A 24,992-nucleotide genomic window follows, 5' to 3' on the forward strand; every position below is an offset into this window, starting at 1 on the left:
ATCGTTGATGCGGATTGGCATTATCGCCCATCTCAAGCATCCTATCGCAGAGCCGTTTGCGGGCGGTTTGGAGATGCATACGCATCTTCTAGCCCGCTCCTTGCGCGATCGCGGCCATGCCGTGACTGTCTTTGCGTCGTCCCAGTCCGAACCCGCATTGGGACTGGAGGCGATCTGTACCGAGACGGCGATAACGTCCGTTGGCACGACGGAAGCGAGCGACATCGCCTTCTTTCGCGAGCATCACGCGTATCTGAGCCTGATGACCGGTTTGCGAAACCGGAATTTCGACATCATTCACAACAATGCGCTTCATTATCTGCCGCTAACCATGGCTGACAGCCTGCCCATGCCGATGGTCACGACGTTGCACACGCCGCCATTCTGCTGGCTGGAAAGCGGCATTCGCCTGTGCGAAGCGCCCAATCATGCGCTGGTGGCGGTATCTCAGTCGGTGGCGTCGCAGTGGAGCCATGTCGCGCCGGCAGATACAGTGATCCTCAATGGCATCGACCTGCGTAAATTTGCCTTTCGGGCGCAAGCGGACAGCGATGCCTATCTGGTCTGGTATGGTCGCATCGTCCCGGAAAAGGGCCTGCATCTGGCAATCGAGGCCGCTCGGTTGATTGGATTGCCTCTGCGCATAGCCGGGCCGATGCTGGACGAAAATTATTATCGGACGGTGATTGTACCCGCGCTGGGCGCGGATATGATCCATGTCGGCCATCTCGCGCATAAGGAATTGGCGCAATTGGTGGCGGGAGCCAGCGCTTTCCTGTGTACGCCTTTGTGGGACGAACCTTATGGGCTGGTCGTGGCCGAGGCGCTGGCCTGTGGCGTGCCGGTCGCCGCCTTTGCACGGGGGGCGATCCCGGAAATTCTTGATTCCAGTTGCGGTGTTCTGGCGACGCCCGACGATGTCGGGTCGCTGGCGCAGGCAGGACGGGCGGCGCTGGCGCTGGATCGTCGGGCCTGCCGCGCGCGGGCGGAGCAGATGTGCGATGCCAACCAGATGGTGGAGAGCTATGAAGCGCTCTATCAAAGACAAATCGATCTGGGCAAACCTGTGCCGCGCGATGGTCGAGCCGCGATGCATCTGGTGCCGCCATCCTCGCCCGAGTCCTTGCGTGCGATGTTGAATGGCTGACACCGAGCCTGTCCCGGCGATGACGCTATGCGTTTGCGTTCCCGCGCGGAATGAGGCCGAACGGTTGCCGGTGCTGCTCGACGCGCTGGCCGCGCAGGATTGGCCGACGCCGGTGATGGTGTCGATCGGCATCAACAATACGACCGACAATAGCCTGAACGTCATTGGCGCGGCGCAGCGGCGGCATGGCGATCGGCTCGACATCGCAGTTGTGACCGCTGATTTTGCGCCGGAACTGGCGCATGCCGGGTCCGCCCGCAGGCTGGCGATGGATGCCGGGTTGGCGAGGATTATAATGGCTGTCGACGGCGTGCTGATCAGCACGGACGCAGATAGTCGGCCGCCCGCCGATTGGCTGCGCAATATCGCGGCGGCGCTGGATCGTGGTGCGGATCTGGTGGGTGGTCGGATCGACATCGACGGGCAAGAACCCCTGCCCCCGCCTGTGCTGGCTCTGCGCGCTGCATGGGACGGCTATTGGAGCGCGGTGCGCGCGATCGAGGATGCGATCGACCCCCTCCCCTGGGATCCGGCACCGCGCCATGGCGATCATACCGGCGCATCGCTGGCCATTCGTGCTGAGGTGTATCGGGCGTGTGGCGGTGTGCCGTTGTTGGCGACGGGCGAGGATCTGGCGTTGGTGATGGCGGCGCTTGCCATCGGCGCGCGGCTCGCGCATCCGGCTGATGTGCGCATCGCCGTGTCGCCGCGCCTGGAGGGGCGCGCGCAGGGGGGTATGGCGAGCGCGATGCAGCAGCTTTACAAAGTTGCAGAAGACGGCGGGCGACCCTTGGCACCGGCGTTCGATCATTGGCGGGCGCGCGCGATGTGGCGCAAGCGCCTGCGCGCGCGGGCGGATGGCCATGCGCTGATCGCACGGCACGAACCGCTGCTGCCGCCTATGCCGCACGACATGGCATTGGAGGTGGGGACATGACGCGACGACCGATCGGCTATTATGTCCACCATCATGGTGCCGGGCATCGGGCACGGGCGCAGGCGATTGCCGCCGCAAGCAGCTGGCCGATCACTCTGTTGGGAACCGGGGTTGGCGAGGCCGGGATCGATTTGGCCGATGATCGGCCGGCGTCGGGCCGGTTCGATGGGGTGGATGCGAGCGGTGGGCGACCGGCGGCGTTGCATTATGCGCCGATCGACCATGACGGGGTGCGGATGCGGGTGGCGCGGGTGGCGCAATGGATTGCGACGGAACGGCCTGCGCTGATGGTAGTCGATGTGTCGGTGGAAATGGCGATGCTGGCGCGGCTGGCATCGGTGCCGACCGTTTGCGTTCGGTTGAACGGTGAACGGAACGATGCGCCGCATCTTGCGGCGTTTCGCAGCGCGGCGGCATTGCTGGCCCCCTTTCATGCCGATCTTGAGCTGGCATCGACGCCGACATGGGTGCGGGAGCGGACATGCTATTTGCCCGGCATCACGCAAGCCGCCCCCGGGACGATGCCGTCGTCCGGGCGCATATTGGTGGTGTTTGGACGTGGCGGTGCGCCAGGCGATGGCGCGCGCCTGGCCGAGGCCGCGCGGGCCTGCCCGGATGTGCAGTGGCGGGCGATTGGGCCGGTGTCGCCCGTTGGCGATTGCCCGCCCAATCTGGAGATCGCGGGTTGGGTTGACGATGCGGCGCGCGAGATCGGTGCGGCCGACGTGGTGATCGGCGCGGCGGGCGAAGGGCTGGTCGGCGCGATTCTGGTGACGGATCGGCCATTTATCTGCCTGCCCGAAGCGCGCCCCTTTGGTGAACAACAGGCAACGGCTAGTGGTCTGGCGCGGCTGGGTGCGGCGGTGGTGCTTCAAGATTGGCCGGAGGCAGCAGCGTGGCCCTCCTTGCTGGCGCAGGCAAAGGCCTTGCCGTCGCAGGCGCGGCAACGGTTGCACAATCCGCAGGGCGCGCAGGCCGCCGCTCAATGGCTCGGCCGTCAAGCGGCGAAGCTGTGCGCAGGGACGATGGCGGCATGAGTGCGTCACCCTCCCCCGCCACGGCCATCGATCTGCCCGCAGCGCAGGCGAGTGCCATTGCGCCAAGGCTGACGGCGTTAGGGGCACGCTATGATGCCGCGCCGGTTTTCCCGATCGAGAGTATGAAATGCTTGGCTGACGCTGGGCTGCATCGCTGCTTTGCGCCTGTCGCCAGTGGTGGGCATGATTTCGGGAGCGTTGACGCCTGGCATCTCTGCTTGTTCAATGTCCTTCGGATTATAGGTAGGGCAGACCTCAGTGTCGGGCGGCTCTATGAAGGGCATGTCAATGCGATGATCCTGTTCGATCGTTTCGGATCGGCGACGCAGCATCATGGCTTAGGGCAGAGGCTGGACGCGGGGGCTTTTTACGGCATGTGGGCGACCGAGCCGCCGCCGGGCGTGCAGATGATCGGCCGGGTGCTAAAGGGCGCGAAATCCTTTGCGACCGGCGCGGGCGGGCTGGCGCATGCGATCATCACGGTGCAGCCCGAAGACGGCGCGCGACGGTTGATCGTGGTGGCGGCGGACGATGCGGCGCGGGCCGACCTGTCGCAATGGCGGGTGCGGGGCATGCGCGCGACGGGGAGCGGCCTATATGATCTGACCGACATGATCGTTGCGGAAGATGACCTTCTGGGGGGGCCGGGCGACTATGATCGCGAACCGCTGTTCACGACCGGTGCGTGGCGGTTCACGGCGGTGCAGCTGGGCGGGATCGAAGCGCTGTTGATCGAAACCCGCAAGGCGATGTCGGACGCGGCGCGCGGCGACCCGATGCAACGCGCGAAATTCGCCGATGCGGTGGCGGCTACGCGCACCGCCTATCTGTGGGTGCGCGAAGCGGCTCTTCGCGCCGCGCGGGAGGATGCCGATGGCCCGGCCTTTGCGCGGATGACGCGCGGGGTTGTGGAGCGTGCCGCTTTGGATGTCATGGAACTTGCGGCGCGCATCGTGGGTACGCGCAGCGCGATGGACGGGCAGCGGATCGACAAGATCAGCCGGGATTTGAGCCTTTATCTGCGCCAGGGCGGTCCCGATTATGCGCGGGATCAGGCGGCGCTCACCTGGCTGGATCATGACGCTTGGGGCGCGGAGGATCCATTATGGTGACGGCCACTCTGTCCTCGCGCCAATGGCGTGATCTGCGCTGGCTGGTGCTGGCCCCGCATCCCGACGATGAGACATTGGGGGCAGGCGCGCTGATTGCGCAGACGGCAAGAGCGGGTCGGTTGGCGGGTCTCGTCTATCTGACCGATGGCACCGGATCGCATGCGACGGCGCAAAGACTGGCGGCGGCGCGGCGGCGCGAGGCGACCCGGGCGGTGCACCGGTTGACCGGTGGACGGGTGCGGCGGCCCGTGCATCTGGATTGGAAGGATGCAACGCCGGCACGTCCCGGTGACCCGCTGTTCGAACGGACGGCGCGCTATCTCGCGGCCTTGTGTCGGCGTTGGCGGGTGGATGCGCTGGCGGTCACGGCCAGGCATGAACCGCATTGTGACCATGCCGCAGCAGCGGCGCTGGCCTATGCCGTGCATGCGCAGGCAATGCGCAATTTGTTGGTGGCGGAATATCTGGTCTGGGCGGACAGGCCTGATCACCATATGCGGCGCGTGATCCAGACGGCGCCAATGCCTGCGGGGCAGCGGCGGTTGGCGCTGGCGGCGCATCGCAGCCAGTTGACCGCAGCGCATGGCCCCGGCTTTCGCCTTTCCCCCGATCAGCGACGCATGGCGGCGCACGACATCCTTTATGTGCGGAGACGGCCATGACACGGCATGTGAACAGTCTGGAGCCCCTCTATTTCGAACAGATGTTTCAGGGGACGCCCGATCCCTGGTCGTTGGAAACGAGCGCCTATGAGCGGGCCAAATATGCGCATAGCGTTCGGGCGCTGGGCGATCGACCCTATGAATTGGGGTTCGAGGTCGGCTGCGCAAAGGGCATGTTGACGCGCGATCTGGCCGAACATTGCCGGGCGCTGGTGGCCATCGACGTCAGCGAAACAGCGCTGCAGGGTGCGCGTGAGCGGTGCGCGGCGTTCGATCATGTCTCGTTCAACCGCATGACCTTTCCCGCGCAAGTGCCGCTGGGTGGCCCGTTCGACCTCATCATCCTGTCCGAAGTCGTCTATTATTGGGATGATGACGATATTCGCAGGGCGGCCCAATGGGCTGGCACACACAGCGCGCCGGGCGGCGACATATTGCTGGTCCATTGGACGGGCGAGACCGACTATCCGCAAAGTGGAGATGAAGCGGTGGAGAAGTTTCGCGCGGCGCTGCCGGAGCCGATGGAGGTCATCGCGACCGATCATCGGGAAGACTATCGTCTGGACCTTTGGCGCAACTGCGCATGAGGATGAGCGTCCTGACGATCGTGAAGGACCGACCGGAGCATCTGGCGCAGTTGATCGAGGGCTTGGGACGTAGCGAAACGCTTCCGGGTGAATTATTGATCGTCGACATGGGCAGTGACCCGCCCGTCGAAGTGCAGGCCACGCCATACCCCGTCCATATCGTGCGGCTCGATCAGGCGGGCCTGCCGCTTGCCGCTGCACGCAATGCGGCGGCGCACGCGGCGCGCGGCGACATGCTGCTGTTCTTGGACGTCGATTGCATCCCAATGCGGGGGCTGACGACGGCTATGGCCGATGCGCTGGACGGGCAAGACGCTCTGATCTGCGCCGAAGCGCTGTATCTTGGCCCCAGGGATGCCCGCGGCCAGTGGGACGAAACGGCATTGATGTCACGCGCCAAGCCGCATCCGGTGCGCCCTTTTCCCGCTGTAGGACTGCGGGAGGAACAAAATGCCGGGCTGTTCTGGTCGTTGATCTTTGGTATCCGGCGCGAGCGGTTCGTCGAGCTTGGTGGGTTTGACGAGGGCTTTTCCGGCTATGGAGCGGAGGATACCGATTTCGGCTTTCGTGCGAAGGCGGCGGCCATGCCCTTGCTCTTCATGGGCGGGACGGGTGCTTTTCATCAATATCATGATGTGATCGACCCGCCGCTGCAACATCTGGCCGATATCGTGCGCAATGCACGACTGTTTCGGAAAAAATGGGGTATGTGGCCGATGGAGGGTTGGCTCGACGCATTTGAAAAGGCGGAGTTGATCGCGCGCGTGGGCGATTCAATATCGTTGCTTCGATTGCCGACCGTCATCGAACTAGATCGAGCACGGGTCGCAACGCCGGATTGAGCGGCGGTAACGGACAGTCGGCGGGGTTGCCCCCGCCGATCTGGTTTTAGTGCTGCATCGAATGCTTGATGTCGCGCATTTCGTCATGCCCGGCCTTGACCGAGGTATAGCAGCCTTCGATCACGCTGCGCACGGCGGGCGTCAGTTCCATGTCGCCCAGCGCGTCTTCGAACTTGGCCTTGATATGATCTTCGCCAGCTTCGACTTCGTTGACGATCGCCTTGTCGTCATGGCCGGTCACAACCGCCTTGAGGTTGAGGAACATGCGGTGCGCGCCGGCAAGGACGGTGCCATCATCTTCCGGATTGCCGCCGAGACGGGCAACTTCCTGCTGCAAACGGGCAGCGACTTCGCGCCGCTCAGTCGCGCGGCTGGTGAAAAGGGTAACGAAGCGGCCGCCGTCGCTGTCCTTGGCAGCTTCGGTATAGCCATCGGCGCTGTCTATCGTCGTTTCGATCAGGCCGTTCAGGGTCGAAATATCATGGTTGTTGTCGGACATAGTGGTTCCCGTCTTGAAAGATGAAAACCGGCGCCAGTGGCAACCGGATATCTCCCCAACGACGGGCCACTGGGAAAGTCGCATATAAATATGGCCCCTTAACCTCCATCAATGAGATTGATTGGCGGGCCGTCAATCGCCTGCTGCGGCCAGCATCCGATAGTCGCGGATGCCCAGTTCCAGCAATCGTGCCTCCGCGCGCAGCAAATGGGCGCGGCCCAAGGGGTTGGGGGCATGGAGCGTGGTTTGCAGGGTCGCATCGGTCGTGACGGTCACGATACGCTCAAGGCCGGTCATCAGCGCGGTGGCCATGCTGAATGCGGGCGATTGCGGTCTGGTGAGGTCGCCATCCATCTGTTCGACCATCAGTCGCATGACCGGCTGGGCCGCGCGGATACGGTGCATCATCATCCGCTCATTCTGCGCGTCGGCCATGCGGTTACGCAGATGGAGCAAGCGGGAATGTTTGACCCAGAAGCCATGATAGGCGGTCACCAGCGCCAATGTATGCTCGCCGAGGGCCTCATCATCCCAGCGGGTGCGAAGCAGGCCGACATATTCTTCCTCGGCGGTTGCCATCACCGGCTCCAGCACGGCGAGGAGCAATTCGGTCAGATCGTTGAAATAATTGTAGAGCGACGTCATGCCGAGCAAAGTCTGGCGTGCGACGGCGCTCAGCGACAGTTCGACATCGGCGGGACCGGCCAGCAGTTCATGGGTCGCAGCCAGGATGCGGTCGCGCGTGTCCCGCCCCTTGCGCCCCAGCCGCTGGCCGTTGAGATTATGGCTGAGCGTCTTGATCTCGGCGGACGGGCGCGGGCGTGTCGATTTGGCTGCCCCCTGCCCTGCTTTTGTGTCCGCCTTTGCGCTCAAGAGCCGATCCTTGCTATCCCGTCATGCGCGCCATGCGATCAATTTGGTTTCGAGAAATTCCTCGATTCCCTCAAGACCCCATTCGCGGCCGATTCCACTGGCCTTGTAGCCGCCAAAAGGCAAGTCCCCAGCGATGCACATGCCGCCGTTCACGCTGACCGAGCCGGTCCGTATCCGCTTGGCGACGGCCATGGCGCGATCAAGATCGGCTGAAAAGACACCGCCGCACAGGCCATAGGCGCTTTCATTGGCAATCCGGACGGCGTCATCATCATCCTCGAACGGGATGACGACCAGCACGGGGCCGAAAATCTCTTCCTGCGCGATGCGCATGTCATTGGTGACATCAACAAAGCAGGTGGGTTCGATGAAATAGCCGCTGCCCTTGTCGGTTCGCGCCTTACCGCCCGCCAGCAGCGTCGCGCCTTCGGCCTGGCCGATGTCGACATAGGACAAGACCCGTTCCATCTGCCGCTGCGACACGACCGGCCCCATGATGTGCGCGGGATTATCATAGTCGCCCCAATTGTCACCGAAGCTGGCATAGGCATGTTTGAGGACGGCCTTGGCTTCCTTATAGCGGCTGCGCGGGACGAGCAGGCGCGAATGGACGGCGCAGCCCTGGCCCGCGTGGAACACCAGCATCGACTGGGCGACGTCCATCGCGAAATTGGCGCTGTCCTCCAGCACGATCTTGGCCGATTTGCCGCCCAGTTCGAGGAACACGCGCTTCAGAGTGGCAGCGCCCTGTTCCATGATGCGCTTGCCGACGCCCGTGGAGCCAGTGAAGGAAATGAGATCGACGCGCGGATCGGCGACCAGCATTTCGCCGGCCAGTGCCGGGTCGCTGCCGAAGATAACGTTGAGGATGCCGGCGGGGAAGCCCGCTTCCTGCGCCAGCTCGCCAAAGATCGCGCCCATGCCCGGCGTGTTGGGCGCCGGTTTGAGGATGACGGTACAACCGGCTAGAAGCGCGGCGACGACCTTGCCCACATTGACATAGAGCGGGACGTTCCAGGGCGTGATGGCGCCGACGACGCCGACCGGTTCATAGACCGCCTTGCGCTGCGTTTCGAAGCCATAGCCGGTGCGCCCGCCATAATCCTTGTTCCACTTCAATTGCGGGAAGAGACGCATATAATCGTCCCAGCCATCGAGCGCCATGTCGACATGGGCGCGTCCGACCGCGCCGACCGCTGCCCCGGCTTCGTTGCGGGCGAGGTCGGACAGGCGTTCGCGGTTGGCTTCGAACAGGGCACGCAATTTGGCGACGAGGTCGATCCGCTTTTCGACATTGGTGGACCAGTCGGTCGTGTCGAAAGCGCGACGGGCGGCGGCGATGGCTTCATCCACATCAGCGGCGGAGGCGTCGGCCGCCTTGCCGACCGGCTGGCCGGTCCAGGGGCTGATGACGTCGAAGGTCTTGCCGCCCTGCGCGTCGCGCAGCACGCCGTCTATGGTGAGTTTGGCGTCGGGGAGAGTGGCCATGGCTACGGTCTTTCTGTCGATATTCGGAGAAAAGAAGATCAGCGGCGGCGCGCCGTCAACGCGACCGTGCCGATGTGCAGGTCGGCGGGCATGTCGATGACGGCACGGAAGGCGTCGGTGACGGAATTATAGTGGGTGATGGGCCGCTCACGCGGGTTGAGGCCGATCTTGGCATTGTCCTGCATGAAACGCATGGCTACATCCATCGGCCAGTTGGTGCCGGTCTTGGTTTCGTCCATCATCTGCCCGGCCTGGACGACGGTGACGCGCACATCGTCCGCCGCCAGTTCCCGTCCCCACATGTCCGACATCAGTTCAAGCCCCGCCTTGCCGCCGGCATAGAGCCAGAGCATCGCCATCTTGATCGCGACGGATTCGCTGCTGACATTGATGATATGCCCGCCGCCCCGCAGCAGCGGTAGCGCTTCGCGGGCGCAATAGATCGGCCCGGCGACATTGATGGCGAGGGACGACTGGATCTGGTCGTCGCGCACGTCGGCGAGGGTAAACGGCTCATAGATGGCAGCGTTGTTGATGAGGACGTCCACCTTGGGATGGCGCGCGGCGATCTGCGCGAAGGCAGCGCGGACCGAGTCGGGATCACCGACATCGCATTGCAGGGCAATATGCCCCTCGCCCAGTTCGGCTGCCACCGCTTCCAGTTTCGACAAGGTCCGACCGAGCAGGATGACGGTTTCGCCGTCACGCGCAAAGCGCCGGGCCAGGGCGCGACCGAGGCCATCGCCCGCGCCGGTGATGATGATTGTTTTGGCCATGTCCTGCTCCATCTTCACTTTATCGTTGCTCTATCCCATTCCGCACTGGCGCGCACACGGCAAGGGGGACGGCCATCGCGCGCGCGATGGCTGTTCAGGCGCCAGCAGCGGGCCGCGCGAAATCGGCCGGGTAGACCGAGAGGTCGCCATCATAGGCGATGCCGCCGGGCCAAAAGGCCGGGCCGCTGACTTTGCCGAAATAATGGACCGTGCGGGCGACCGAGCCGGAGGCGGAGCGCGGGGCAAAGGCGACGCCGCTGGGGCTGACGCCGCGGGCGCGGGCGCTGAAATCCTTGACGGTGAAGAGCAGGTCGTCGGTCTGCTGCGCGCAGAGAACCAGGTCGCTGCCGGGGCAATAGCGTCTGGGTTCGAGCTGCACCGGCGACAGGCGGCCGCGCTTCATGCCGACCTTTCCGGGGACGCGGGTTACTTCGAGCGCATGGACCGTGTCATACCAGTGATGATATTCGACTTCGCGCCCGGCGACGAAATTGGCGAGGATGATGCTGACGCCCGAAAAGGGCTGATCGGTGCGGTGGTTGGGGCTGAAGGCCCAGTCGGCATACATGGCATAGCTGTGGATGCGCTCGCTTTCGTCGCTATCGTCGATCAGCCCGGTGTCGCGTGCCTGGGCCAGGAGGGGGGCGAGCGCGGGCAGGTCGATTTCCGGGGTGGCGGTGTCATGGTCGTAGATGGTCAGGAACCGCCAGGGCTGGGGGATGTCGGGCATGATCTGCTGCGGCGTGATGGCATAGCGGTCGGCCGAGCGAAAGCCGCGCAGGCGGGCGAGGTCGTTACGATGGGGGCCGTCGAACCAGGCGGCATAGTCGCCTTCCCGTCCGGCCGGGACGTTGTGGAGGTGGATGGTGGTGTGCAGGCTCATTCCTCTGCCCTCTGGCTGCGCGCGCCGTGGCGCTTGTCAGGTACTAACCCAGCATGGACGGCGACGGCACGCCAGAGGCTTGGGCGGGCGTGATCGATTGATCGCCGGGGCAATGGCGATCAGGCGGGCATCAGAAGCGGAACCCGCGCATCTGGTTGCCGCCGTCGCACAAGATGACCTGCCCGTTGACGAAACTGCCTTCTTCCGACGCGAGGAACAAAGCGAGGTTGGATATGTCGGCTGCCGTCCCCTGCCGCTTGACCGACTGCATGGCTTTGAGCCGCTCCCAATTGGCGGGATCGACGCCTTGGAGCGCTGCTTCGGTTTCCATGAGCCTGGCGCGATGCCGACGCAGCGTATGTCGTCGATGCCGAATTGCTGGGCCATGGCGTGGGTGAAGACGGTCAGCGACGCTTTGGTGATGCCGTAGGCGGTGGCGGGATTTTAGCTCGCCATCGAGCATTTGTTGATGATGACGCCCTTTGCGCGGGCCAGCGCGGGACGCAGCGCTTCGGCGAGCAGCAGAGGGCCGAAGGTGTTGACGGCGAAAAAATGCTGCCACTTGGCCATGCCGAGGCCGAAAAAGCCGCGCGCGATTTCACCCGCATGCAGGCCCGCATTGTTGATGAGGACGTCGAGCCGTTCATGCGCCAACAGGATGGTGGCGGCGAACGCCTGAATGTCGGATTCCTGGCCCATATCGACGCGGTGGATGGACGCAGTGCCACCGCCCGCTTCGATCAGCGCCTGGCTTTCGGCCAGCCCCGCTTCGTTGATATCGGCGAGGATGAGATGCGCGCCATCCCCTGCAAAGGCCAGTGCATGGGCGCGGCCGAGGCCGCCGGCTGATCCCGTAACCAGCACAGTCTTGCCGCTGAAACGATGGGCCATGATCCTCTTGTCCTTCATGCTTGGTCGATGCGGGTGAAGGTCACTTGCGCGATCCGCCATCCCTGGGGTGTGCGGCGAAAAAACGTCGCTATAGCGGCCCATCACCGTATCGATTGCGCCGGAACTGCACCGCTTGAGCTTGACCAGGACCGTCCAGTCGCCGGTGGCGCGATCGCCGTCGATCAGGATTCGTGGCGAATGGAGCATGTGCAGCAGCCACGCGCTGTTGCCCGCAATGGCGGTGCAGAGGAAATCGGTGATCGCCTGCGCGCCGATCAACCGCCCCATGCCATAGTCGCCGACGAAATCGGGCGCGAAGATGGTCGCCAAGGTTGTGCGGGCCTGATCCGGGTCGCTGGCGGCGAGATCGGCAGTGGCGCAGTAGCGGGCCTTGAGGTTGGCGATCGCGAGCGCCTGCTCTGCGCCTTCGCTCATGCCGGTTCGGTGGAAAGCTGTTTGACCACCAGCGCTTTCAAATCCGCCGTCTTGATCTTGGCGCTGCCGGTCAGCGAGAGGTCGTCTTCGCTGAAGAAGAGGACGCGACGTGGTACTTTATAGCTGGCGAGCTGGGCCTTGGCGAAGGCGCGGATGGCGTCTTCGTCCAGCGGTGCGCCGTCATGGGGGACGATGCAGGTGACGACCAGTTCACCCAAGGTTTCATGAGGCACGCCGACGGTCTGGGTGACCTTCACGCCTGGGCAGCTTTTGATGACGGTGTCGATCTCGATCGGCGAGACATTGGCGCCGCCGGTCTTGATGATATCGTTGAGGCGCCCTTCCCAATGGAGTCGTCCTTCCGCATCGAACCAGCCGCCATCGCCGGTATGGAAGAAACCGTCTGCGTCCAAGCTTTCGTCCAATGGCACGCCGACATAGCCCAGCATCAGCGTCGGTCCCTTGACTGCGATCTCGCCGCGCTGGCCGAACGGCACAACGGCACCGGTCAGGGGATCGAGTATCTTGAAGATATTGCCGGGCAAGGGGATGCCATGGGTGCCCGCGATCCGATCGTCGGGCGTGCCGGAATCGAAGATGGTGCTGATGGTGAAGGTTTCGGTATTGCCATAGGCGGCCATCGGTTCCTGCCAGTCGGTACTGACGGTCGGATGACGGCCAAGCGGGGTGTGCTGCCCCACATAGTGGAGCTCGGACAGGTCCACGTCGTTCCAGTTCGCCGCCGCCTCCAGTTGCGCCCATTGGTGGGGCCAAGCGAAGGCCATAGTGGCGCGCTCCCGCTCCATGAGGGTCAGCGCTTCTTCGGGCTGGAAAGTGGCTTGCAGGATCAGACTGCCCCCCGACGAAAGCCCGCCGCCGATCGCCATGGCGAAATTGCCCGACCAGAAGAAGCCGTTGGCCGACCAGGCGCGCGCATCCTCTTTGGCGGCGAGAAAGCGTTTCCAGCGCCACAGTTGTAGCGTGACGCCGCGGTGCATCGAGAGGATGCCCTTGGGCTTGGCGGTCGAGCCGGACGAGAAGAAGAGGACGCCGGGGTCGGCGGGGGTAACGGTGGCAGCGGTCGCATCGACCAGCGCCTGATCGACGCTATCGCCGCGCCTCAGGAAAGCGTCCCACGGCTCGATCATGCCCTCGCCACCGCCGAGCGAGGTGATGTGGCGGAGGAAGGGAAAATGAGGCAAAGCGAGCGCACCGGGGCTGGCCGTGGAGATGCCCGGTTCCAGGCCGGTTAGGATCGCGGCAAAGTCCTTTTTGAGGACAGTGCGCTCCATCAGGAGGATGTGGCAGGCGGACGATTGGAGCAGATGCTCCAGTTCGGCAGGCGTCGAAAAGGTACTGAGCGTCGCGGCGACGCCGCCCGCCAGCGCCGTGCCGAAGGCCGCCGCCAAAAATTCGGGGCGGTTGGTCATCAGGATACCGACGCGGGTGCCCTTGCCCACGCCGCAGGCGATGAGCGCGCGCGCCACTTCATTCGCGCGCGCCCACAGATCGTCATAGGTCCAGCGAGTAACGCTGTCCCCTTCGTGCATCACCAGCGCTTCAGCCGGGCCGGAGCGCGTCGTGACTTCGCGCAACCAGCCGCTCAAGGTCAGCGCCCCCAGCCCCGGCTCTTCACTGAGCGGAGGACCGGCGACAATCGAAAGCGGCTGGTCGGTCATGATGCGTCCTTGGGGTAAGGTTTAGCGGTTCACGTCGACGATGATGCGCCCGCGCACCTTGCCATCCATCAGGTCGGTGGCCGCCGTGACGGCTTCCGACAGGCTGATTTCGGTGGCAATCACGTCCAGCAGAGCGGGATCGAGATCGCGCGCCAGCCTTTCCCACGCCGCTAGGCGCGGTGCCTTGGGTGCCATCACGCTGTCGACGCCGAGCAGGCGCACGCCGCGCAGGATAAAGGGCATGACCGTAGCGGGAAAATCCGCGCCCTGCGCCAGGCCGCAGGCGGCGACCGCGCCGCCATAGCGGGTCTGGGCGCAGGCATTGGCAAGGGTGAAGCTGCGACCGAGTCCACGACACCAGCCCAGCGCTCCTTCTGCAGCGGCTTGCCCTTTTCCGATAAGGTTGCGCGGTCGATGACGCCCTTAGCGCCCAATTGCGTCAGATAGTCGGCTTCGGACGCCTTGCCGGTCGAACCGATGACGGTGAAGCCTGCTTTCTTGAGCAGGGCAACGGCGACGCTACCTACCCCACCAGTCGCGCCGGTAACGAGGATTTCGCCCTGGTCGGGGGTGACGCCAGCCTTGACCAGCGCTTCGACGCAGAGCGCGGCGGTATAGCCGGCCGTACCGATCGCCATCGCCTGCGCGCCGGTGAAGGCGGCGGGCAATGGCACCAGCCAGTCGCCCTTCAGCCGCGCAACTTGCGCCAGACCGCCCCAATGCCCCTCGCCCACGCCCCAGCCGTTCAGCACGACATTGTCGCCCGGCTTCCAGTCGGCATGATCGGAGGTTTGCACGGTGCCGACCAGGTCGATGCCGGGGACCATCGGGAATTTACGCACGACCGGCGACTTGCCGGTGATGGCCAGGCCATCCTTATAGTTCAGCGTCGAATAGGCGACTTCGATCGTGACATCGCCTTCGGGCAATTGGGCTTCGTCGACCTGCTGGAGCGATACGCTCTGCTGGTCGTCGGTCTTGTCGATCATGATGGCTGAAAACATGGGGCTATTCCTTTTTGGGAGACGAAGAGGGTGCCGTTGGTGTCAGTCCTTTGCGGAGGCGATCGGCGATGCCGGGGAAGCGATCGGCGCGCATCGAGCCATACATGCACAGACGCAGCGATTCCTGCGCCACGCGCCGGGCAAGGTCGCGCCGCTCCTGGTCCGGGCGGCCATGGGATTGCGCCCATACCGGCCAGAGAAAAGCGCCCGACAGCATCATCACCGACAGCACTTCGACGTCGATGCCGTCTTCGGCCAGATCGGTTTCGGCAAAGCGCTGGAGCGACCCTTCATATTCGCGCCAGAAGGGGTCGGCCATGGGATCGGGCGAGGCTAATAGCTGGAGCAGCCAGATGCGGCAGAGTTCCGGGTTTTCCATCGCGAAGATGGCGAGGCGGTCGGTCGTGTCGGCAATATCGACCTGCTCCACCCGGCGTTCGCCGATGGTTTCAGGGTCGCCGAATACGGCGCGGAACATGCGGTCGGACACCCACTCCGCCGTTGCCTCGATCAGTTTCTCTCGGGTTTCGAAATGCTGGTAGGCGGTGCCGCGATTGACCCCGGCGAGCGTTGCGACTTCGGACAGGCTGATCCCCTCCGGCCCGTCCTTCGCCAGCAACGCGCGCGCCGCTTCCAAGATGACTTCACGTGTGGCTGCGGGATCGCGGGAGCGTCTGGTTCGCGTTTGCGTCATGGGGCATGCCTCTCTTGTCGTTCGGGCGGCTTGCCGTAACGGCCCGAACGACCGCCCGGCTGGCTCGCCTGGGATAAGAAGGCATAAATCAACATCAGTGTTGTCCATTAAGCAAGGGCCGTCATCGCCAGCGCCGGTGATGCGCGTCCTTCACAGAGACTGCGGGGGCGATCCGGCCGATCCTGTCCAAGGTTCGGACCACCCCCAAAAATCTCAACGCGATCCGAAGTAGAAACGCACGTTGATGCCGAATTCACGCGGGGGCGTGACCGTGCCGCCGGTATAGGTGCTGGTGAAAGTCTGCGCCGCCGTCGTCGCACCCGTCGCGGTGAAGCCGGTGATCTGCTGATAGCTGGTGAACAAAGGCGTGGTGCGGGTCAGAACCTTCGTCGTGTCGAACAGGTTCTTGGCGAAGAGCGATACTTCCCAGCCGCCATCGGGATCGCGGATGCCGGCATAGAGGTTAGCGAGGGCATAGGCGCCGACCTGATCAAAGTTATTGCTCGGATCCCCTTGCGACTTGCCGTTATAATTGACCAGTCCGCGCAGGAAACCATCGACCTTGCTGGAAACGGCGACATGATATTCGCCCTGCAAGGTCGCCGTTACCGGGGGCATGAAGGACGAACGTTGCGACACGGCGCAGGAGGACAGATTGTCCGCACCAACGGCCGCCTGCAGTTCCGCAAGCGATGGTGCCGCACTCACCAGGTCGGGTATGCCGTCAGCGTTCAGATCATTGCAAGGGATGGTGCCATTCTTGATCTTCCCCAGCGAATAGCTGGCGGTCAGGCCAAGGGTAAGGTTACGCGCGACATCGACGCTCAGTTCGCTTTCGATGCCATTCACTTCGACCGGCACGGCCCCGACGAAGTTGAACGACGCGACCTGCTGCGCCGTCCCGGTGACCTGGCCTGCAGCATTGCGGACGGCGACGGTGTTCACATAATAGACGCCATTGTTGGGGACGCGAAACGGGAAATTCTTGTAGGTCTGATGGTAGGCGGTCATGTTGAAACGTGCCCGGCCACCCATCAAGGTGCTTTTGAAGCCCAGCTCGTAGGATTTGGAGGTTTCGGGCGGCAGATTGAGGAAGCTGTTTTCCAGCGCCGACTTCACGATGTTGAAGTCGCCCACGACGTTGAGGCCCGGCCGCATCGAACTGCCCGTGGCGGCATAGACCAGGAAGTCGGGGGAGAAATTATGCTTCACCGACGCGCTGTAGATGAGCTTCTTGAGATCCTGGGTATCGTTGGCGATGATGGCACCATTCACGCCCAACTGGCTGAGCGAGTCATATTTGATCTGGCGCAGGCCGCCGGAGATTTCCGTCTTGTCGCCGATTTGGGCGGTCAGGTTGCCGAAGAAGGATTGTTCGTGCGTGTCGTTCGCGCGCAAAATGTTGGTCGTCACGATCGACGCGATCCCGCCTCCAAAAGCCGTGGGGAGACGCACGGGCGTCAGCTGACTAAGGGCCGTCGGCGAATCCAGCTTGCTGTCGAAGAAGCCGATCACATAGTCGAATATGCCAAGAACGCGCTCCTCATTCTGGAGCCGGATTTCATGCGACGTCCCCTTGGCGATCGTGTCGGTAAGCTGGTTGATGTCGCGACCGATGAAGAAATTGCCGCGGTCCAGATTTTCCGTCGATAGATATTCCTGCTTGCTGTACTGACCCTGATAAATCAGACGCTGACCCCACTGAGCCAGTTCGGCGCGCCAGTTAAAGATATCGAACCGCTGGTTGATGATGCGCGGCTGTTCCTGGATCGACAGACGATCCTTCGCCGTGATCAGTACCGGGCTGGGTGCGGCCGCCGGATTGGCTTCGCTGAAGGAAATCGCCTGATCATAGGTCCGCGCGTCGCGGTCCATATATTGATAGGTGCCTTCCAGCCTGATCCAGTCCGCCGGTTCGATGAGACCGACGACGCGATAGCTCTTGGTCCGCGAATGCGGGTCCGGCGCGCCGGCGCTGCGCACCAGCGGACGGACGCGATCGACTTCATTTTCGTCCCACACGCCCGACACGCGGATGCCCGCAATGCCTTCGATGACGGGGATGTTCAGCGCGCCCTTGAAGTTGAGGGTGCCGATATCATTGGCGGTCCAGTCCGCATAGCCGCCAAACTGGTTGAGATCAGGCTTGCGCGTCGTGATGGTGATCGAGCCGGACGGCGAAGCGCGTCCGCGCAAGGTGCCCTGCGGCCCGCGCTGCACTTCGATCTGGCCGATGTCGTACATCTGCTGGATGACGACACCCGGCGAGATTGGCGCGTCATTGAAGTAGAATTCAACCGTACCGTTGTTGCCGGACGCACTGGCGTCGAAATTGACGCCGCGCAGGCGGGCATTGCCGCCGATACCGTTGGGGTTGGAGGTCAGTTCAAGGCCAGGTGCCAACGATTTGACTTCGGTGAATTCGCGGAAGTTGAGATTGTCGATGGACTGGGCGGTTACGGCGTTGACGACGGCGGGAACGTCCTGAACGTCTTCGCCGCGACGGCGCGCTTCCACGATGATGGTGGGCGCATCGAAGCCATTTTCCTGCGGTGCTTCCTGCGCGATGGCAGGCATCGCCAGGGTGAGAACCGCCAAGCTGGCGCTCATGCTATAATAGGCTGTCTTCCGCATCCGAAAATCCTCCCCAATTTGGCGCCTCACCCGATCTAAAGCCGGGAACGGCGTAGTCATCATTGTCCTTTTGTGAGTCGCGTTATGCCCGATTAGACTGTGGCGCGAAGCCCTTAACCAACAGGGGTGTTTATATATCGCCGTCGCGATTCCAGCCTGATCGTCGCGGGTTGATCGCTGGCTTATGCGTCGGTCAGGCGTCGGGTGGTCCGTAGCGGAAGATGACGAGCTTGTTGCCATCGAGGTCACGGAAATAGGCGCCATAGAAGCCGTGGGGGTCGTCGCCCCGGATGCCGGGCTTGCCTTCGCACTGCCCGCCAAGCGCCAATGCCCTAGCATGGACGGCATCGACGGTCGCGCGGCTGTCAGCCTGGATGCCGACCTGATTGCCGTTGCCGGGCGATGCGTCGCCCGCGAAAGGCTTGCCGATGAGGAGCATGCCGCTGTCGGGGGTCTTATAGGCCACGACGTCTGGGCGGTCGAAGGCGCGGACGGCCCCCAGCAGGGCGGCCAATGCGTCGTAGAAACTCTTGGCGCGATCAAGGTCGCGGGTGCCGAAGCGGGCCAAGCTGATCATGCGGTGCGTCCTCCCATGGCGGCCCAGCGTTCGGGGACCATCCAGACATATTCGGTATAGTGGCCGAGCCACTTGCGGGTATCGAGATAGAGGAATTGGAGCAGGCCGGGCGTGCCGCCTTTCAACACGACGGGATAGGGTTGCCGGTCGACCTGCGCCAGAAAGGCGTCCCAGTCATCGACGCGGTGGCAGACATGGTGGAAGCATAGGCTGTCGTCGGTGGCCAGCGCGTCGCGGTAGAGGGCGAGAACGTCGCCCTGCCCCGGCTGGATCAGTTCGATTTGCATGTCGCCGATCCAGAGGAAGGCGAGTTTCTGCGTACCGATGCCTTCGCCCTGGGGGGTCCAGAGGGTGACGGAGACTTCGGTTTCCATAAGCAGGCGGATGTCGGCCCGCTCCCTGAACTGTGCCACGGCCTGGTCGATGTTTCGGGTCACATAGGCGTTTTGATAATGGCGTCCGACGATCATCCTGCCGCCCTCTCCTGCTGATGCGTTCTTATTATGCGTACAGCGACTAGGACAATGGATTGCGTTTTTTTCAAGGCACTAAATATCGCTATCGAGCCATTATATGGATAATAAGCCATAGGATGGTGGCGACAGACGCCGCTGGCGAAACTGGCGGGGCGTGGCACCGGTCGCGCGGCGGAAGGCGTAGGCGAAGCTGGAGGGGGAAGCAAAGCCGAGCGCGAAGGCGATTTCCTTGATGCTTTGCGGGGTGGCGAGATGGCGCTTGGCCATGTCGATCCGGGTCTGGGCGATATGATCGCCGATCGAACAGCCCCGCGCGGACCGGAAGCCGCGGGTCAATTGCCGGGCCGAGATGTTGCAGAGTGCGGCTAGTTCCGCCAGCGATGGCGGTGCGCCTGGTTCGTGGAGCCGCTCTTCGATCCGACGCAACTGCCAGGAGGACAGGCCGCCACTGACCGGCCCTTCGCCGATCGCGTGGCAATAGCGAGCCACTTCGATTGCCAGTTGCCGGGCTATAAGTTCGGCGAGGATCGCGCTGCCGGCCCCTGGATGACGGACTTCGTCGGCGAGCCGCAACAGGCAGGCGCGCATATGAGGATGGGTGATGTCGAGGCCAGCGGCGAGGCGCCGGTCGGTCCAGTCGATGCCGCCATCATCGAGCCAGCAATTGATCGCGGCGGTCGGAATTTCGCAGATGACCGAAGCCTGCCGAGCGCCGGTTTCGCTGCGGATATGGATTGCTTCGCCGGGCGGCACGAGGAAGATTTCGCCCAGCGGTTCGTACCGATGCGGTCCCCAACGGTCGCGATAGCAGCCGCGCGCCTTTTCCGGGCGGGGCGTCAGGCACAGGTCGAGCCAATAATGGTCGGTGCGATAGAAGAGCCGGTCGGTCGGCTGATCGAGATGCAGGCGCATGATCCGTATCAGTGCCGAGGGCACGATCAGTTCCGCCTCGAACAGGGATTCGGCATAGGTTTCGGCTGGCGGCACGGGCGCTCCGGGGCTGAGATGTATTGGCTCGATATATTGGTTATGACCCGATCTCTATAGACAGGTCAATTGCGGCCTGTCCCGCGCTGATCGACAATCGCGCACAGCAAAGGACCGCCGTCGGGCGGCGACATTTCATAGGAGAGCGATAGGTGGCAGGTCTTTTCGACTGTTCGGGCAAGGTGACGCTGGTGACCGGCGGCAATGGCGGCATTGGCCTGGGCTTTGCGCGCGGCGTGGCGAAAATGGGCGGCAAGATCGCCATTTGGGCGCGCAATGCGGACAAGAATGCAGCGGCGAAGGCGGATTTGCTGGCGGCGGGCGCGGCACGAGTCGAAACCTATCAGGTCGATGTCGCGTCGGAGGAAGCGATCATTGCGGGCTATGCGCAGTTGTTGGCCGATTTCGGCCGGGTCGATTGCGTGTTCGCCAATTCCGGGCGCGCGTCGCGCAGCCGGTCGGTGCTGACGCTGGATTCGACCGAATGGCATGACCTGTTGGCGGTGAACCTGCATGGCGCTTTCTTCACGCTGCGCGAAGGAGCCAAGGCGATGGTCGCGCGCGCCGAAGCGGGCGAGCCGGGCGGTAGCCTGGTCTATTGCGGCAGCCTGTCGATGTTCCACGGGATGCCCGGCATCAACAATTATGCGGCGTCCAAGGGGGGCATGGGCGCAGCGGTGCGCGGCATGGCGGCGGAATTGGGCAAATTTGAAATTCGCGCCAATAGCATCGCGCCCGGTTACGTCAAGACCGGCATCGGTGGTGACCAGGGCATGACCGAGGAAATGAAGGGGCGCATGGCCGCCGTGGACGCGCATTTTTCCGTCAAGACGCCGATCCACCGCCCCGGTGCGATCGAGGATTATGAGGGGATCGGCGCTTATCTCTGCTCGGACGCATCGCGATTCCATAGCGGCGATACGATCGTAATCGATGGCGGCAGCCTGATCTATCCCCCTTACGCCTTTTGATCGGGAGACGATCCATGCGCCTGCTCACCATCCATGACGTCAATGACGTGCGGCTCGATCCCTATGAACGGCCCGAAGCCGGGCCGAAGGATGTGGTCGTCAAGATGAAGGCCTGCGGCATTTGCGGCAGTGACCTAAGCTACATCAAAAATGGCGGCATCCCGACGCCCGGCAAATTGACGGCGCTGGGCCATGAGGGCGCGGGCGAGTTGATGTTCGTGGGCGCGGACGTGACCGGCGTGTCGGTGGGCCAGAGCGTCATCATCAACCCGATGATGACGCCCAGCTATATCGGCAGCGGCGGGCCGGAGGGCGCCTTTACCGAGGAACTGCTGGTCCGCGACGCCCGGCTGGGCGACAGTCTGCTGCCGATCCCCGACGGCATCCCCTATGATGTGGCGGCGATGTGCGAGCCACTGTCGGTCGCCTGCACGGGGTCAACCGGGCGCAGGCGAAGGCGGGCGACAAGGTCGTGATCTTCGGCTGCGGGCCGATCGGCTTGGCATGATATTATGGGCGGTGGACCGGGGGTGCGACGTGATCGCGCTCGATCTGGCGGAGGAGCGGCTGGAACGGGCGCGGGCACTGGGCGCACAGACGATCAATCCGGCGCGCGAGGATGCGATCGCGCGGATCAAGGCGATCCATGGCACGGTGATGGTGTTTGGGCGGAAGAAGGCGCTGACCGATGCCTATATCGATGCGGCGGGTGCGCCGTCGATCTTGCGAGACGTGGTGACGCTGGCCAAGACGCATGCGCGGCATGTGATTACGGCGGCTTACCTGAAGCCCATCGAACTGCCCGCCGGGCCGATGCTGACCACCGAGATGACGATTACGACGGCCGTCGGCTATCCGACCGAAATGCCCGACGTGATAGCGGCGATGCCGCGTTTGCAGGACAAGATCGCGGCGCTGATCAGCCATCGTCTGCCGTTCGACCGGGTGATCGAAGGGCTGGATATTGCTGCGCAGCCGCAGTCGGCCAAGGTTATGATCGAATTTGCGGACAGTGCGGCATGACCGACACGCCGCAAACGCCTTTAGGCGCGCTCGTCATGAGCGGTCAGGGGCAGACCGACGCCGAACGGATCGGCGAGGGCATCTTCATGGTGAAGGATATTTCCAATGCCTATCTGGTGACGACGGGCGATGGGGATGTGCTCATCAACACCGGGTTTCTGGGCAATGGCGCGCGCAACAAGGGGTTGTTTGCGCCGCATCGCAGCGGGCCGTTGCGGCGGATCATCGTGACGCAGGCCCATGCCGACCATTATGGCGCGCTGCCCGACCAGTGGGAGGACGGCACGCAGGTCATCGTCGGAGCGGGCTTTGGCGAGACGGTGGATTATTTCGAGCGGCTGGCACCCTTCCTCGGTCGTCGGTCGGGCAAGCTGTGGGCGTCGATGACCCGGCGCGACGGGCCGCTGCCCAAGCCACCGGTAATCGTGCCGGACGTGGACGTGGCGACCAGCCTTGCCTTCGCGCAGGGCGGGCGGACGTTCGAGGTGGTCAAGACGCCGGGGGGTGAAAGCCTGGATTCGGTATTCGTATGGATGCCACAGGAAAAGGCCGTCTTTACCGGCAATCTGTTCGGCCCGGTGTGGCGGGCGATGCCCAATCTGGTCACGATGCGCGGCGACAAGCCCCGGCTGGTGCGCGCCTATCTGCGTTCGGTCGAGCAGGTGCGGGCGTTGGGCGCGGACCTGGTGATTAGCGGCCATGGCGAACCGATCCGGGGGGCGGCGCGCATCCGTGCCGATCTGGACGCGATGCACGCGGCGGTCAGCTATCTGGAGCGTGATACGATCGCGGGGATGAATGCGGGCAAGACCGTGCAGGAATTGATGCGCGAGATTGCCCTGCCTGATGACCTGCAGATAGGCGAATTTCATGGCAAGACCAGTTGGGCTGTGCGCGCCATCTGGGAAGAGAATGGCGGCTGGTTCCATTATACCGATGGGACGACCGCGCTCTATGGCGTGCCGCGTTCGGCGGTGAGTGCCGATCTGGTCGAACTGGCCGGCGGCGCGGGCGCGATAGTGGGCCGGGCGCATGGGCATATGGCGGCGGGGCGGCCGCTGGAAGCGCTGCATTTGTTGGACATCGCGCTGGGCGTTGCGCCCGATCATGAAGCGGGCCTGACCGTGCGCAAATCGGCGCTGGAGCAATTGCTGGCCGCGAGCGGCAGCACCAACCTGTCGGAAACCATGTGGTTGAAGGCGGAGATCGCCGAGACGGAGAAGCGCCTCGCCAGCCAAACAGAAAAGGGAGAAGGATGATGACGACCACCACGGCAGGGCTGGACGCCGATGCGTTGATCGCCGCGGCGCGCGAACAGACGGGGCTGACCGATCTGGGCGATGAGGCGATATTGGGAGGGCTGCATGTTCTGATCGATGCCATGAATAGCGAGGCCAAGCTGACCGAAGCGGCGCAGGGGCGTTGGGCGCAGCAGATTACCGCCACGCTGGCGAACCGGTTGCAGGTCGAGGATTATCTGGCGAAGCATCCCGCGTTGCTGGATGCGCCGGTGGACAAGCCGCTGTTCGTGTTCGGCCTGCCGCGCACGGGCACGACTCTGACGATCAATTTGCTCAATGCCGATCCGGCGCGGCGATGCTTCCTGCGCTGGGAAGCGTTCAACAGCGTGCCGCCGGCTACCAAGGGCGCGCTGAGCAGCGATCCGCGTTATGTCGCGGAACAGGCGCGGCTCGACATGACGCTCAAATATGCGCCGCATATTTCGGCGATGCATCATGAGGATGCGGACAGCCCGACAGAGTGCCAATTCTCGATGGCACCCTCTTTCTGTGCGCAATATTATGACTCGGTTCTCAATATTCCGAGCTATCAGAGGTGGTTGTTCGGCACGAGCTATCTGCCTGCTTTCCGTTATCAGAAGCGGTTGTTCCAGATGTTGCAGGAGAATAATAGCGGACAGTGGACGCTCAAGAACCCATGGCATCCGTTGTTTTTGGATGATCTAACGGCCGTTTATCCCGATGCGCAATTGGTGATGACGCATCGCGATCCCGCCGATGTCGTCGCGTCGGCGTGCAGCCTTGTTTATCAGGTGCGCAAGATGTTCAGTGACGATGTCGATCCGGTCGAGGTGGGGAAATCGCAGTTGCGCACGTTCGACCTGATGATTGCGCGGATGATGGTCTATCGCGCAAAGCATGGCTGGGAGTCGATCCATGACATTCACTATGACGCGCAGGTGCGTGACCCGATCGGCGAGATGAAGCGGCTTTATGCGCGGTTCGATACGGCGCTGACGGCGGAAGCGGAAGCCGCGATGCAGGCGATGCTGGACGCCAATCCGCAGGGGAAGCATGGCAAGCATAGCTATGATCTGGCAGATTATGGGCTGGATCGCGCGGGTATGCATGCGCATTTCCGGGATTATACGGCGCGGTTTGGGATTGCGTGCAGGGCTTGAACATTCCTCCCCTGTAGGGCAGGGGAATCGCATATGGGCTTGAACGATTGATCGAATGGGATTCTTGGGTGGTCTCCATAGTTGGAGGCGACCGATGGATGATTTTTCGGCATATTTCGGTGAGGTTGACGATCCGCGCGCGGGCAATGCGCGGCACAATCTTCTCGAACTGATCTTCGTTGCGCTTGCGGCGGTTCTGTGCGGTGCCGAAGATTGTACGGATATGGCGGAGTTTGCCCGTGCCAAGCTGGGCCTGCTGCGTCAGGTGGTGGATCTGGAGCATGGTCCACCGAGCCACGACACGTTCAGCCGGGTCTTCCGGTTGCTCGATCCCGAACCGTTCGAGGCGGCGTTTT

28 protein-coding genes are annotated in these 24,992 nt (G+C 63.4%); 13 read left to right on the plus strand and 15 right to left on the minus strand.

Features of this window, described 5'->3' with window-relative positions:
- Positions 1-7 precede the first annotated feature (7 nt).
- The 7 genes from BF95_RS05190 to BF95_RS05220 are packed head-to-tail and all read left to right on the plus strand — an operon-like array spanning position 8 to position 6,324.
- The gene (locus BF95_RS05190) at positions 8-1,147 is read left to right on the plus strand and encodes a glycosyltransferase family 4 protein (protein WP_043149806.1); all 1,140 of its coding nucleotides are present in this window, start codon (positions 8-10) and stop codon (positions 1,145-1,147) included.
- Positions 1,140-2,084 (plus strand): glycosyltransferase, encoded by a 945-nt coding sequence (locus BF95_RS05195; protein ID WP_043149807.1) that lies wholly within the window; start codon positions 1,140-1,142, stop codon positions 2,082-2,084. The genes BF95_RS05190 and BF95_RS05195 overlap by 8 nt, the downstream gene beginning before the upstream one ends.
- Complete coding sequence (locus tag BF95_RS05200; protein ID WP_043149809.1) at positions 2,081-3,121, plus strand: glycosyl transferase; 1,041 nt, start codon at positions 2,081-2,083, stop codon at positions 3,119-3,121. The genes BF95_RS05195 and BF95_RS05200 overlap by 4 nt, the downstream gene beginning before the upstream one ends.
- A complete protein-coding gene (locus BF95_RS05205; protein WP_043149810.1) occupies positions 3,118-4,233 on the plus strand; it encodes an acyl-CoA dehydrogenase family protein in 1,116 nt (371 codons plus the stop codon). The genes BF95_RS05200 and BF95_RS05205 overlap by 4 nt, the downstream gene beginning before the upstream one ends.
- The gene (locus tag BF95_RS05210) at positions 4,227-4,895 is read left to right on the plus strand and encodes a PIG-L deacetylase family protein (RefSeq protein WP_081764044.1); all 669 of its coding nucleotides are present in this window, start codon (positions 4,227-4,229) and stop codon (positions 4,893-4,895) included. The genes BF95_RS05205 and BF95_RS05210 overlap by 7 nt, the downstream gene beginning before the upstream one ends.
- Complete coding sequence (locus BF95_RS05215; protein WP_043149811.1) at positions 4,892-5,482, plus strand: SAM-dependent methyltransferase; 591 nt, start codon at positions 4,892-4,894, stop codon at positions 5,480-5,482. The genes BF95_RS05210 and BF95_RS05215 overlap by 4 nt, the downstream gene beginning before the upstream one ends.
- Positions 5,479-6,324 carry a glycosyltransferase family 2 protein gene (locus tag BF95_RS05220; RefSeq protein WP_200866884.1) on the plus strand — a complete coding sequence of 282 codons (846 nt, stop codon included), beginning with the start codon at positions 5,479-5,481 and terminating at the stop codon, positions 6,322-6,324. Before BF95_RS05215 ends, BF95_RS05220 begins: the two co-directional genes overlap by 4 nt.
- Before the next feature lie 46 nt (positions 6,325-6,370).
- Here the strand turns inward: BF95_RS05220 and BF95_RS05225 are convergent, their stop codons facing one another.
- The 15 genes from BF95_RS05225 to BF95_RS05290 form a co-directional block, all read right to left on the minus strand.
- A complete protein-coding gene (locus tag BF95_RS05225) occupies positions 6,371-6,823 on the minus strand; it encodes a PA2169 family four-helix-bundle protein (protein ID WP_043149815.1) in 453 nt (150 codons plus the stop codon).
- A 132-nt stretch (positions 6,824-6,955) separates the two neighbouring features.
- Complete coding sequence (locus BF95_RS05230) at positions 6,956-7,696, minus strand: TetR/AcrR family transcriptional regulator (protein ID WP_043149816.1); 741 nt, start codon at positions 7,694-7,696, stop codon at positions 6,956-6,958.
- A gap of 21 nt (positions 7,697-7,717) precedes the next feature.
- Complete coding sequence (locus BF95_RS05235; RefSeq protein ID WP_043149817.1) at positions 7,718-9,184, minus strand: aldehyde dehydrogenase family protein; 1,467 nt, start codon at positions 9,182-9,184, stop codon at positions 7,718-7,720.
- Between the two features lie 38 nt (positions 9,185-9,222).
- A complete protein-coding gene (locus tag BF95_RS05240) occupies positions 9,223-9,960 on the minus strand; it encodes an SDR family oxidoreductase (protein ID WP_043149858.1) in 738 nt (245 codons plus the stop codon).
- A 94-nt stretch (positions 9,961-10,054) separates the two neighbouring features.
- Complete coding sequence (locus tag BF95_RS05245; protein WP_043149819.1) at positions 10,055-10,843, minus strand: hypothetical protein; 789 nt, start codon at positions 10,841-10,843, stop codon at positions 10,055-10,057.
- 130 nt (positions 10,844-10,973) lie between these two features.
- Positions 10,974-11,174 (minus strand): SDR family oxidoreductase, encoded by a 201-nt coding sequence (locus tag BF95_RS30290; protein WP_268747145.1) that lies wholly within the window; start codon positions 11,172-11,174, stop codon positions 10,974-10,976.
- Positions 11,175-11,287: 113 nt separating this feature from the next.
- Positions 11,288-12,169 carry an SDR family NAD(P)-dependent oxidoreductase gene (locus tag BF95_RS28735; protein WP_268747146.1) on the minus strand — a complete coding sequence of 294 codons (882 nt, stop codon included), beginning with the start codon at positions 12,167-12,169 and terminating at the stop codon, positions 11,288-11,290.
- Positions 12,166-13,848 carry a class I adenylate-forming enzyme family protein gene (locus BF95_RS05260; RefSeq protein ID WP_043149820.1) on the minus strand — a complete coding sequence of 561 codons (1,683 nt, stop codon included), beginning with the start codon at positions 13,846-13,848 and terminating at the stop codon, positions 12,166-12,168. The genes BF95_RS28735 and BF95_RS05260 overlap by 4 nt, the downstream gene beginning before the upstream one ends.
- A 21-nt stretch (positions 13,849-13,869) precedes the next feature.
- Entirely contained in the window at positions 13,870-14,091 is a 222-nt protein-coding gene (locus tag BF95_RS30600; RefSeq protein WP_327195409.1) for a hypothetical protein, read from the minus strand.
- A complete protein-coding gene (locus BF95_RS05265; RefSeq protein ID WP_327195410.1) occupies positions 14,043-14,852 on the minus strand; it encodes an acrylyl-CoA reductase family protein in 810 nt (269 codons plus the stop codon). The genes BF95_RS30600 and BF95_RS05265 overlap by 49 nt, the downstream gene beginning before the upstream one ends.
- A 4-nt stretch (positions 14,853-14,856) precedes the next feature.
- The gene (locus BF95_RS05270) at positions 14,857-15,546 is read right to left on the minus strand and encodes a TetR/AcrR family transcriptional regulator (RefSeq protein WP_043149822.1); all 690 of its coding nucleotides are present in this window, start codon (positions 15,544-15,546) and stop codon (positions 14,857-14,859) included.
- 213 nt (positions 15,547-15,759) lie between these two features.
- Positions 15,760-18,180, minus strand: a complete 2,421-nt coding sequence (locus BF95_RS05275) for a TonB-dependent receptor (protein ID WP_043149823.1) — start codon at positions 18,178-18,180, stop codon at positions 15,760-15,762.
- A gap of 193 nt (positions 18,181-18,373) precedes the next feature.
- Positions 18,374-18,757, minus strand: a complete 384-nt coding sequence (locus BF95_RS05280) for a VOC family protein (protein ID WP_043149825.1) — start codon at positions 18,755-18,757, stop codon at positions 18,374-18,376.
- A complete protein-coding gene (locus BF95_RS05285; protein ID WP_043149826.1) occupies positions 18,754-19,227 on the minus strand; it encodes a VOC family protein in 474 nt (157 codons plus the stop codon). Before BF95_RS05285 ends, BF95_RS05280 begins: the two co-directional genes overlap by 4 nt.
- Before the next feature lie 99 nt (positions 19,228-19,326).
- Positions 19,327-20,220: a helix-turn-helix transcriptional regulator gene (locus tag BF95_RS05290; protein WP_043149827.1), complete on the minus strand. Its 894-nt coding sequence runs from the start codon at positions 20,218-20,220 to the stop codon at positions 19,327-19,329.
- Positions 20,221-20,372: 152 nt separating this feature from the next.
- On the opposite strand from BF95_RS05290, the gene BF95_RS05295 reads away from it, so the two are divergent.
- From BF95_RS05295 to BF95_RS05315, 6 genes are all read left to right on the plus strand, one after another.
- Positions 20,373-21,191: an SDR family NAD(P)-dependent oxidoreductase gene (locus BF95_RS05295; RefSeq protein ID WP_043149829.1), complete on the plus strand. Its 819-nt coding sequence runs from the start codon at positions 20,373-20,375 to the stop codon at positions 21,189-21,191.
- Between the two features lie 14 nt (positions 21,192-21,205).
- A complete protein-coding gene (locus tag BF95_RS28740; protein WP_235209568.1) occupies positions 21,206-21,667 on the plus strand; it encodes an alcohol dehydrogenase catalytic domain-containing protein in 462 nt (153 codons plus the stop codon).
- A gap of 28 nt (positions 21,668-21,695) precedes the next feature.
- Positions 21,696-22,214, plus strand: coding sequence for a zinc-binding dehydrogenase (locus tag BF95_RS28745; RefSeq protein WP_235209569.1), 519 nt, complete (start codon positions 21,696-21,698; stop codon positions 22,212-22,214).
- Positions 22,211-23,473: an alkyl sulfatase dimerization domain-containing protein gene (locus BF95_RS05305; RefSeq protein WP_043149831.1), complete on the plus strand. Its 1,263-nt coding sequence runs from the start codon at positions 22,211-22,213 to the stop codon at positions 23,471-23,473. Before BF95_RS28745 ends, BF95_RS05305 begins: the two co-directional genes overlap by 4 nt.
- Positions 23,473-24,636 carry a sulfotransferase family protein gene (locus BF95_RS05310; RefSeq protein ID WP_043149832.1) on the plus strand — a complete coding sequence of 388 codons (1,164 nt, stop codon included), beginning with the start codon at positions 23,473-23,475 and terminating at the stop codon, positions 24,634-24,636. Before BF95_RS05305 ends, BF95_RS05310 begins: the two co-directional genes overlap by 1 nt.
- 94 nt (positions 24,637-24,730) lie before the next feature.
- A partial coding sequence (locus BF95_RS05315) for an ISAs1 family transposase (RefSeq protein ID WP_043149833.1) occupies positions 24,731-24,992 on the plus strand: 262 nt, incomplete at its 3' end.

The organism is Sphingobium sp. Ant17 (assembly GCF_000588875.1).
Lineage (GTDB): Bacteria > Pseudomonadota > Alphaproteobacteria > Sphingomonadales > Sphingomonadaceae > Sphingobium.

What these genes read in the sequence shown, in the direction of transcription:
- BF95_RS05275 (WP_043149823.1), bottom strand. Translation starts at nt 18,180, where the DNA reads ATGCGGAAGACAGCCTATTATAGCATGAGCGCCAGCTTGGCGGTTCTC.
- BF95_RS30290 (WP_268747145.1), bottom strand. Translation starts at nt 11,174, where the DNA reads ATGGAAACCGAAGCAGCGCTCCAAGGCGTCGATCCCGCCAATTGGGAG.
- BF95_RS05235 (WP_043149817.1), bottom strand. Translation starts at nt 9,184, where the DNA reads ATGGCCACTCTCCCCGACGCCAAACTCACCATAGACGGCGTGCTGCGC.
- BF95_RS05265 (WP_327195410.1), bottom strand. Translation starts at nt 14,852, where the DNA reads ATGTTTTCAGCCATCATGATCGACAAGACCGACGACCAGCAGAGCGTA.
- BF95_RS05210 (WP_081764044.1), top strand. Translation starts at nt 4,227, where the DNA reads ATGGTGACGGCCACTCTGTCCTCGCGCCAATGGCGTGATCTGCGCTGG.
- BF95_RS05225 (WP_043149815.1), bottom strand. Translation starts at nt 6,823, where the DNA reads ATGTCCGACAACAACCATGATATTTCGACCCTGAACGGCCTGATCGAA.
- BF95_RS05305 (WP_043149831.1), top strand. Translation starts at nt 22,211, where the DNA reads ATGACCGACACGCCGCAAACGCCTTTAGGCGCGCTCGTCATGAGCGGT.
- BF95_RS05240 (WP_043149858.1), bottom strand. Translation starts at nt 9,960, where the DNA reads ATGGCCAAAACAATCATCATCACCGGCGCGGGCGATGGCCTCGGTCGC.
- BF95_RS28735 (WP_268747146.1), bottom strand. Translation starts at nt 12,169, where the DNA reads ATGAGCGAAGGCGCAGAGCAGGCGCTCGCGATCGCCAACCTCAAGGCC.
- BF95_RS05260 (WP_043149820.1), bottom strand. Translation starts at nt 13,848, where the DNA reads ATGACCGACCAGCCGCTTTCGATTGTCGCCGGTCCTCCGCTCAGTGAA.
- BF95_RS30600 (WP_327195409.1), bottom strand. Translation starts at nt 14,091, where the DNA reads ATGCCCTTTATCCTGCGCGGCGTGCGCCTGCTCGGCGTCGACAGCGTG.
- BF95_RS05190 (WP_043149806.1), top strand. Translation starts at nt 8, where the DNA reads ATGCGGATTGGCATTATCGCCCATCTCAAGCATCCTATCGCAGAGCCG.
- BF95_RS05310 (WP_043149832.1), top strand. Translation starts at nt 23,473, where the DNA reads ATGACGACCACCACGGCAGGGCTGGACGCCGATGCGTTGATCGCCGCG.
- BF95_RS05200 (WP_043149809.1), top strand. Translation starts at nt 2,081, where the DNA reads ATGACGCGACGACCGATCGGCTATTATGTCCACCATCATGGTGCCGGG.
- BF95_RS28740 (WP_235209568.1), top strand. Translation starts at nt 21,206, where the DNA reads ATGCGCCTGCTCACCATCCATGACGTCAATGACGTGCGGCTCGATCCC.
- BF95_RS05280 (WP_043149825.1), bottom strand. Translation starts at nt 18,757, where the DNA reads ATGATCAGCTTGGCCCGCTTCGGCACCCGCGACCTTGATCGCGCCAAG.
- BF95_RS05205 (WP_043149810.1), top strand. Translation starts at nt 3,118, where the DNA reads ATGAGTGCGTCACCCTCCCCCGCCACGGCCATCGATCTGCCCGCAGCG.
- BF95_RS05215 (WP_043149811.1), top strand. Translation starts at nt 4,892, where the DNA reads ATGACACGGCATGTGAACAGTCTGGAGCCCCTCTATTTCGAACAGATG.
- BF95_RS05245 (WP_043149819.1), bottom strand. Translation starts at nt 10,843, where the DNA reads ATGAGCCTGCACACCACCATCCACCTCCACAACGTCCCGGCCGGACGG.
- BF95_RS05270 (WP_043149822.1), bottom strand. Translation starts at nt 15,546, where the DNA reads ATGACGCAAACGCGAACCAGACGCTCCCGCGATCCCGCAGCCACACGT.
- BF95_RS05195 (WP_043149807.1), top strand. Translation starts at nt 1,140, where the DNA reads ATGGCTGACACCGAGCCTGTCCCGGCGATGACGCTATGCGTTTGCGTT.
- BF95_RS05220 (WP_200866884.1), top strand. Translation starts at nt 5,479, where the DNA reads ATGAGGATGAGCGTCCTGACGATCGTGAAGGACCGACCGGAGCATCTG.
- BF95_RS28745 (WP_235209569.1), top strand. Translation starts at nt 21,696, where the DNA reads ATGATATTATGGGCGGTGGACCGGGGGTGCGACGTGATCGCGCTCGAT.
- BF95_RS05285 (WP_043149826.1), bottom strand. Translation starts at nt 19,227, where the DNA reads ATGATCGTCGGACGCCATTATCAAAACGCCTATGTGACCCGAAACATC.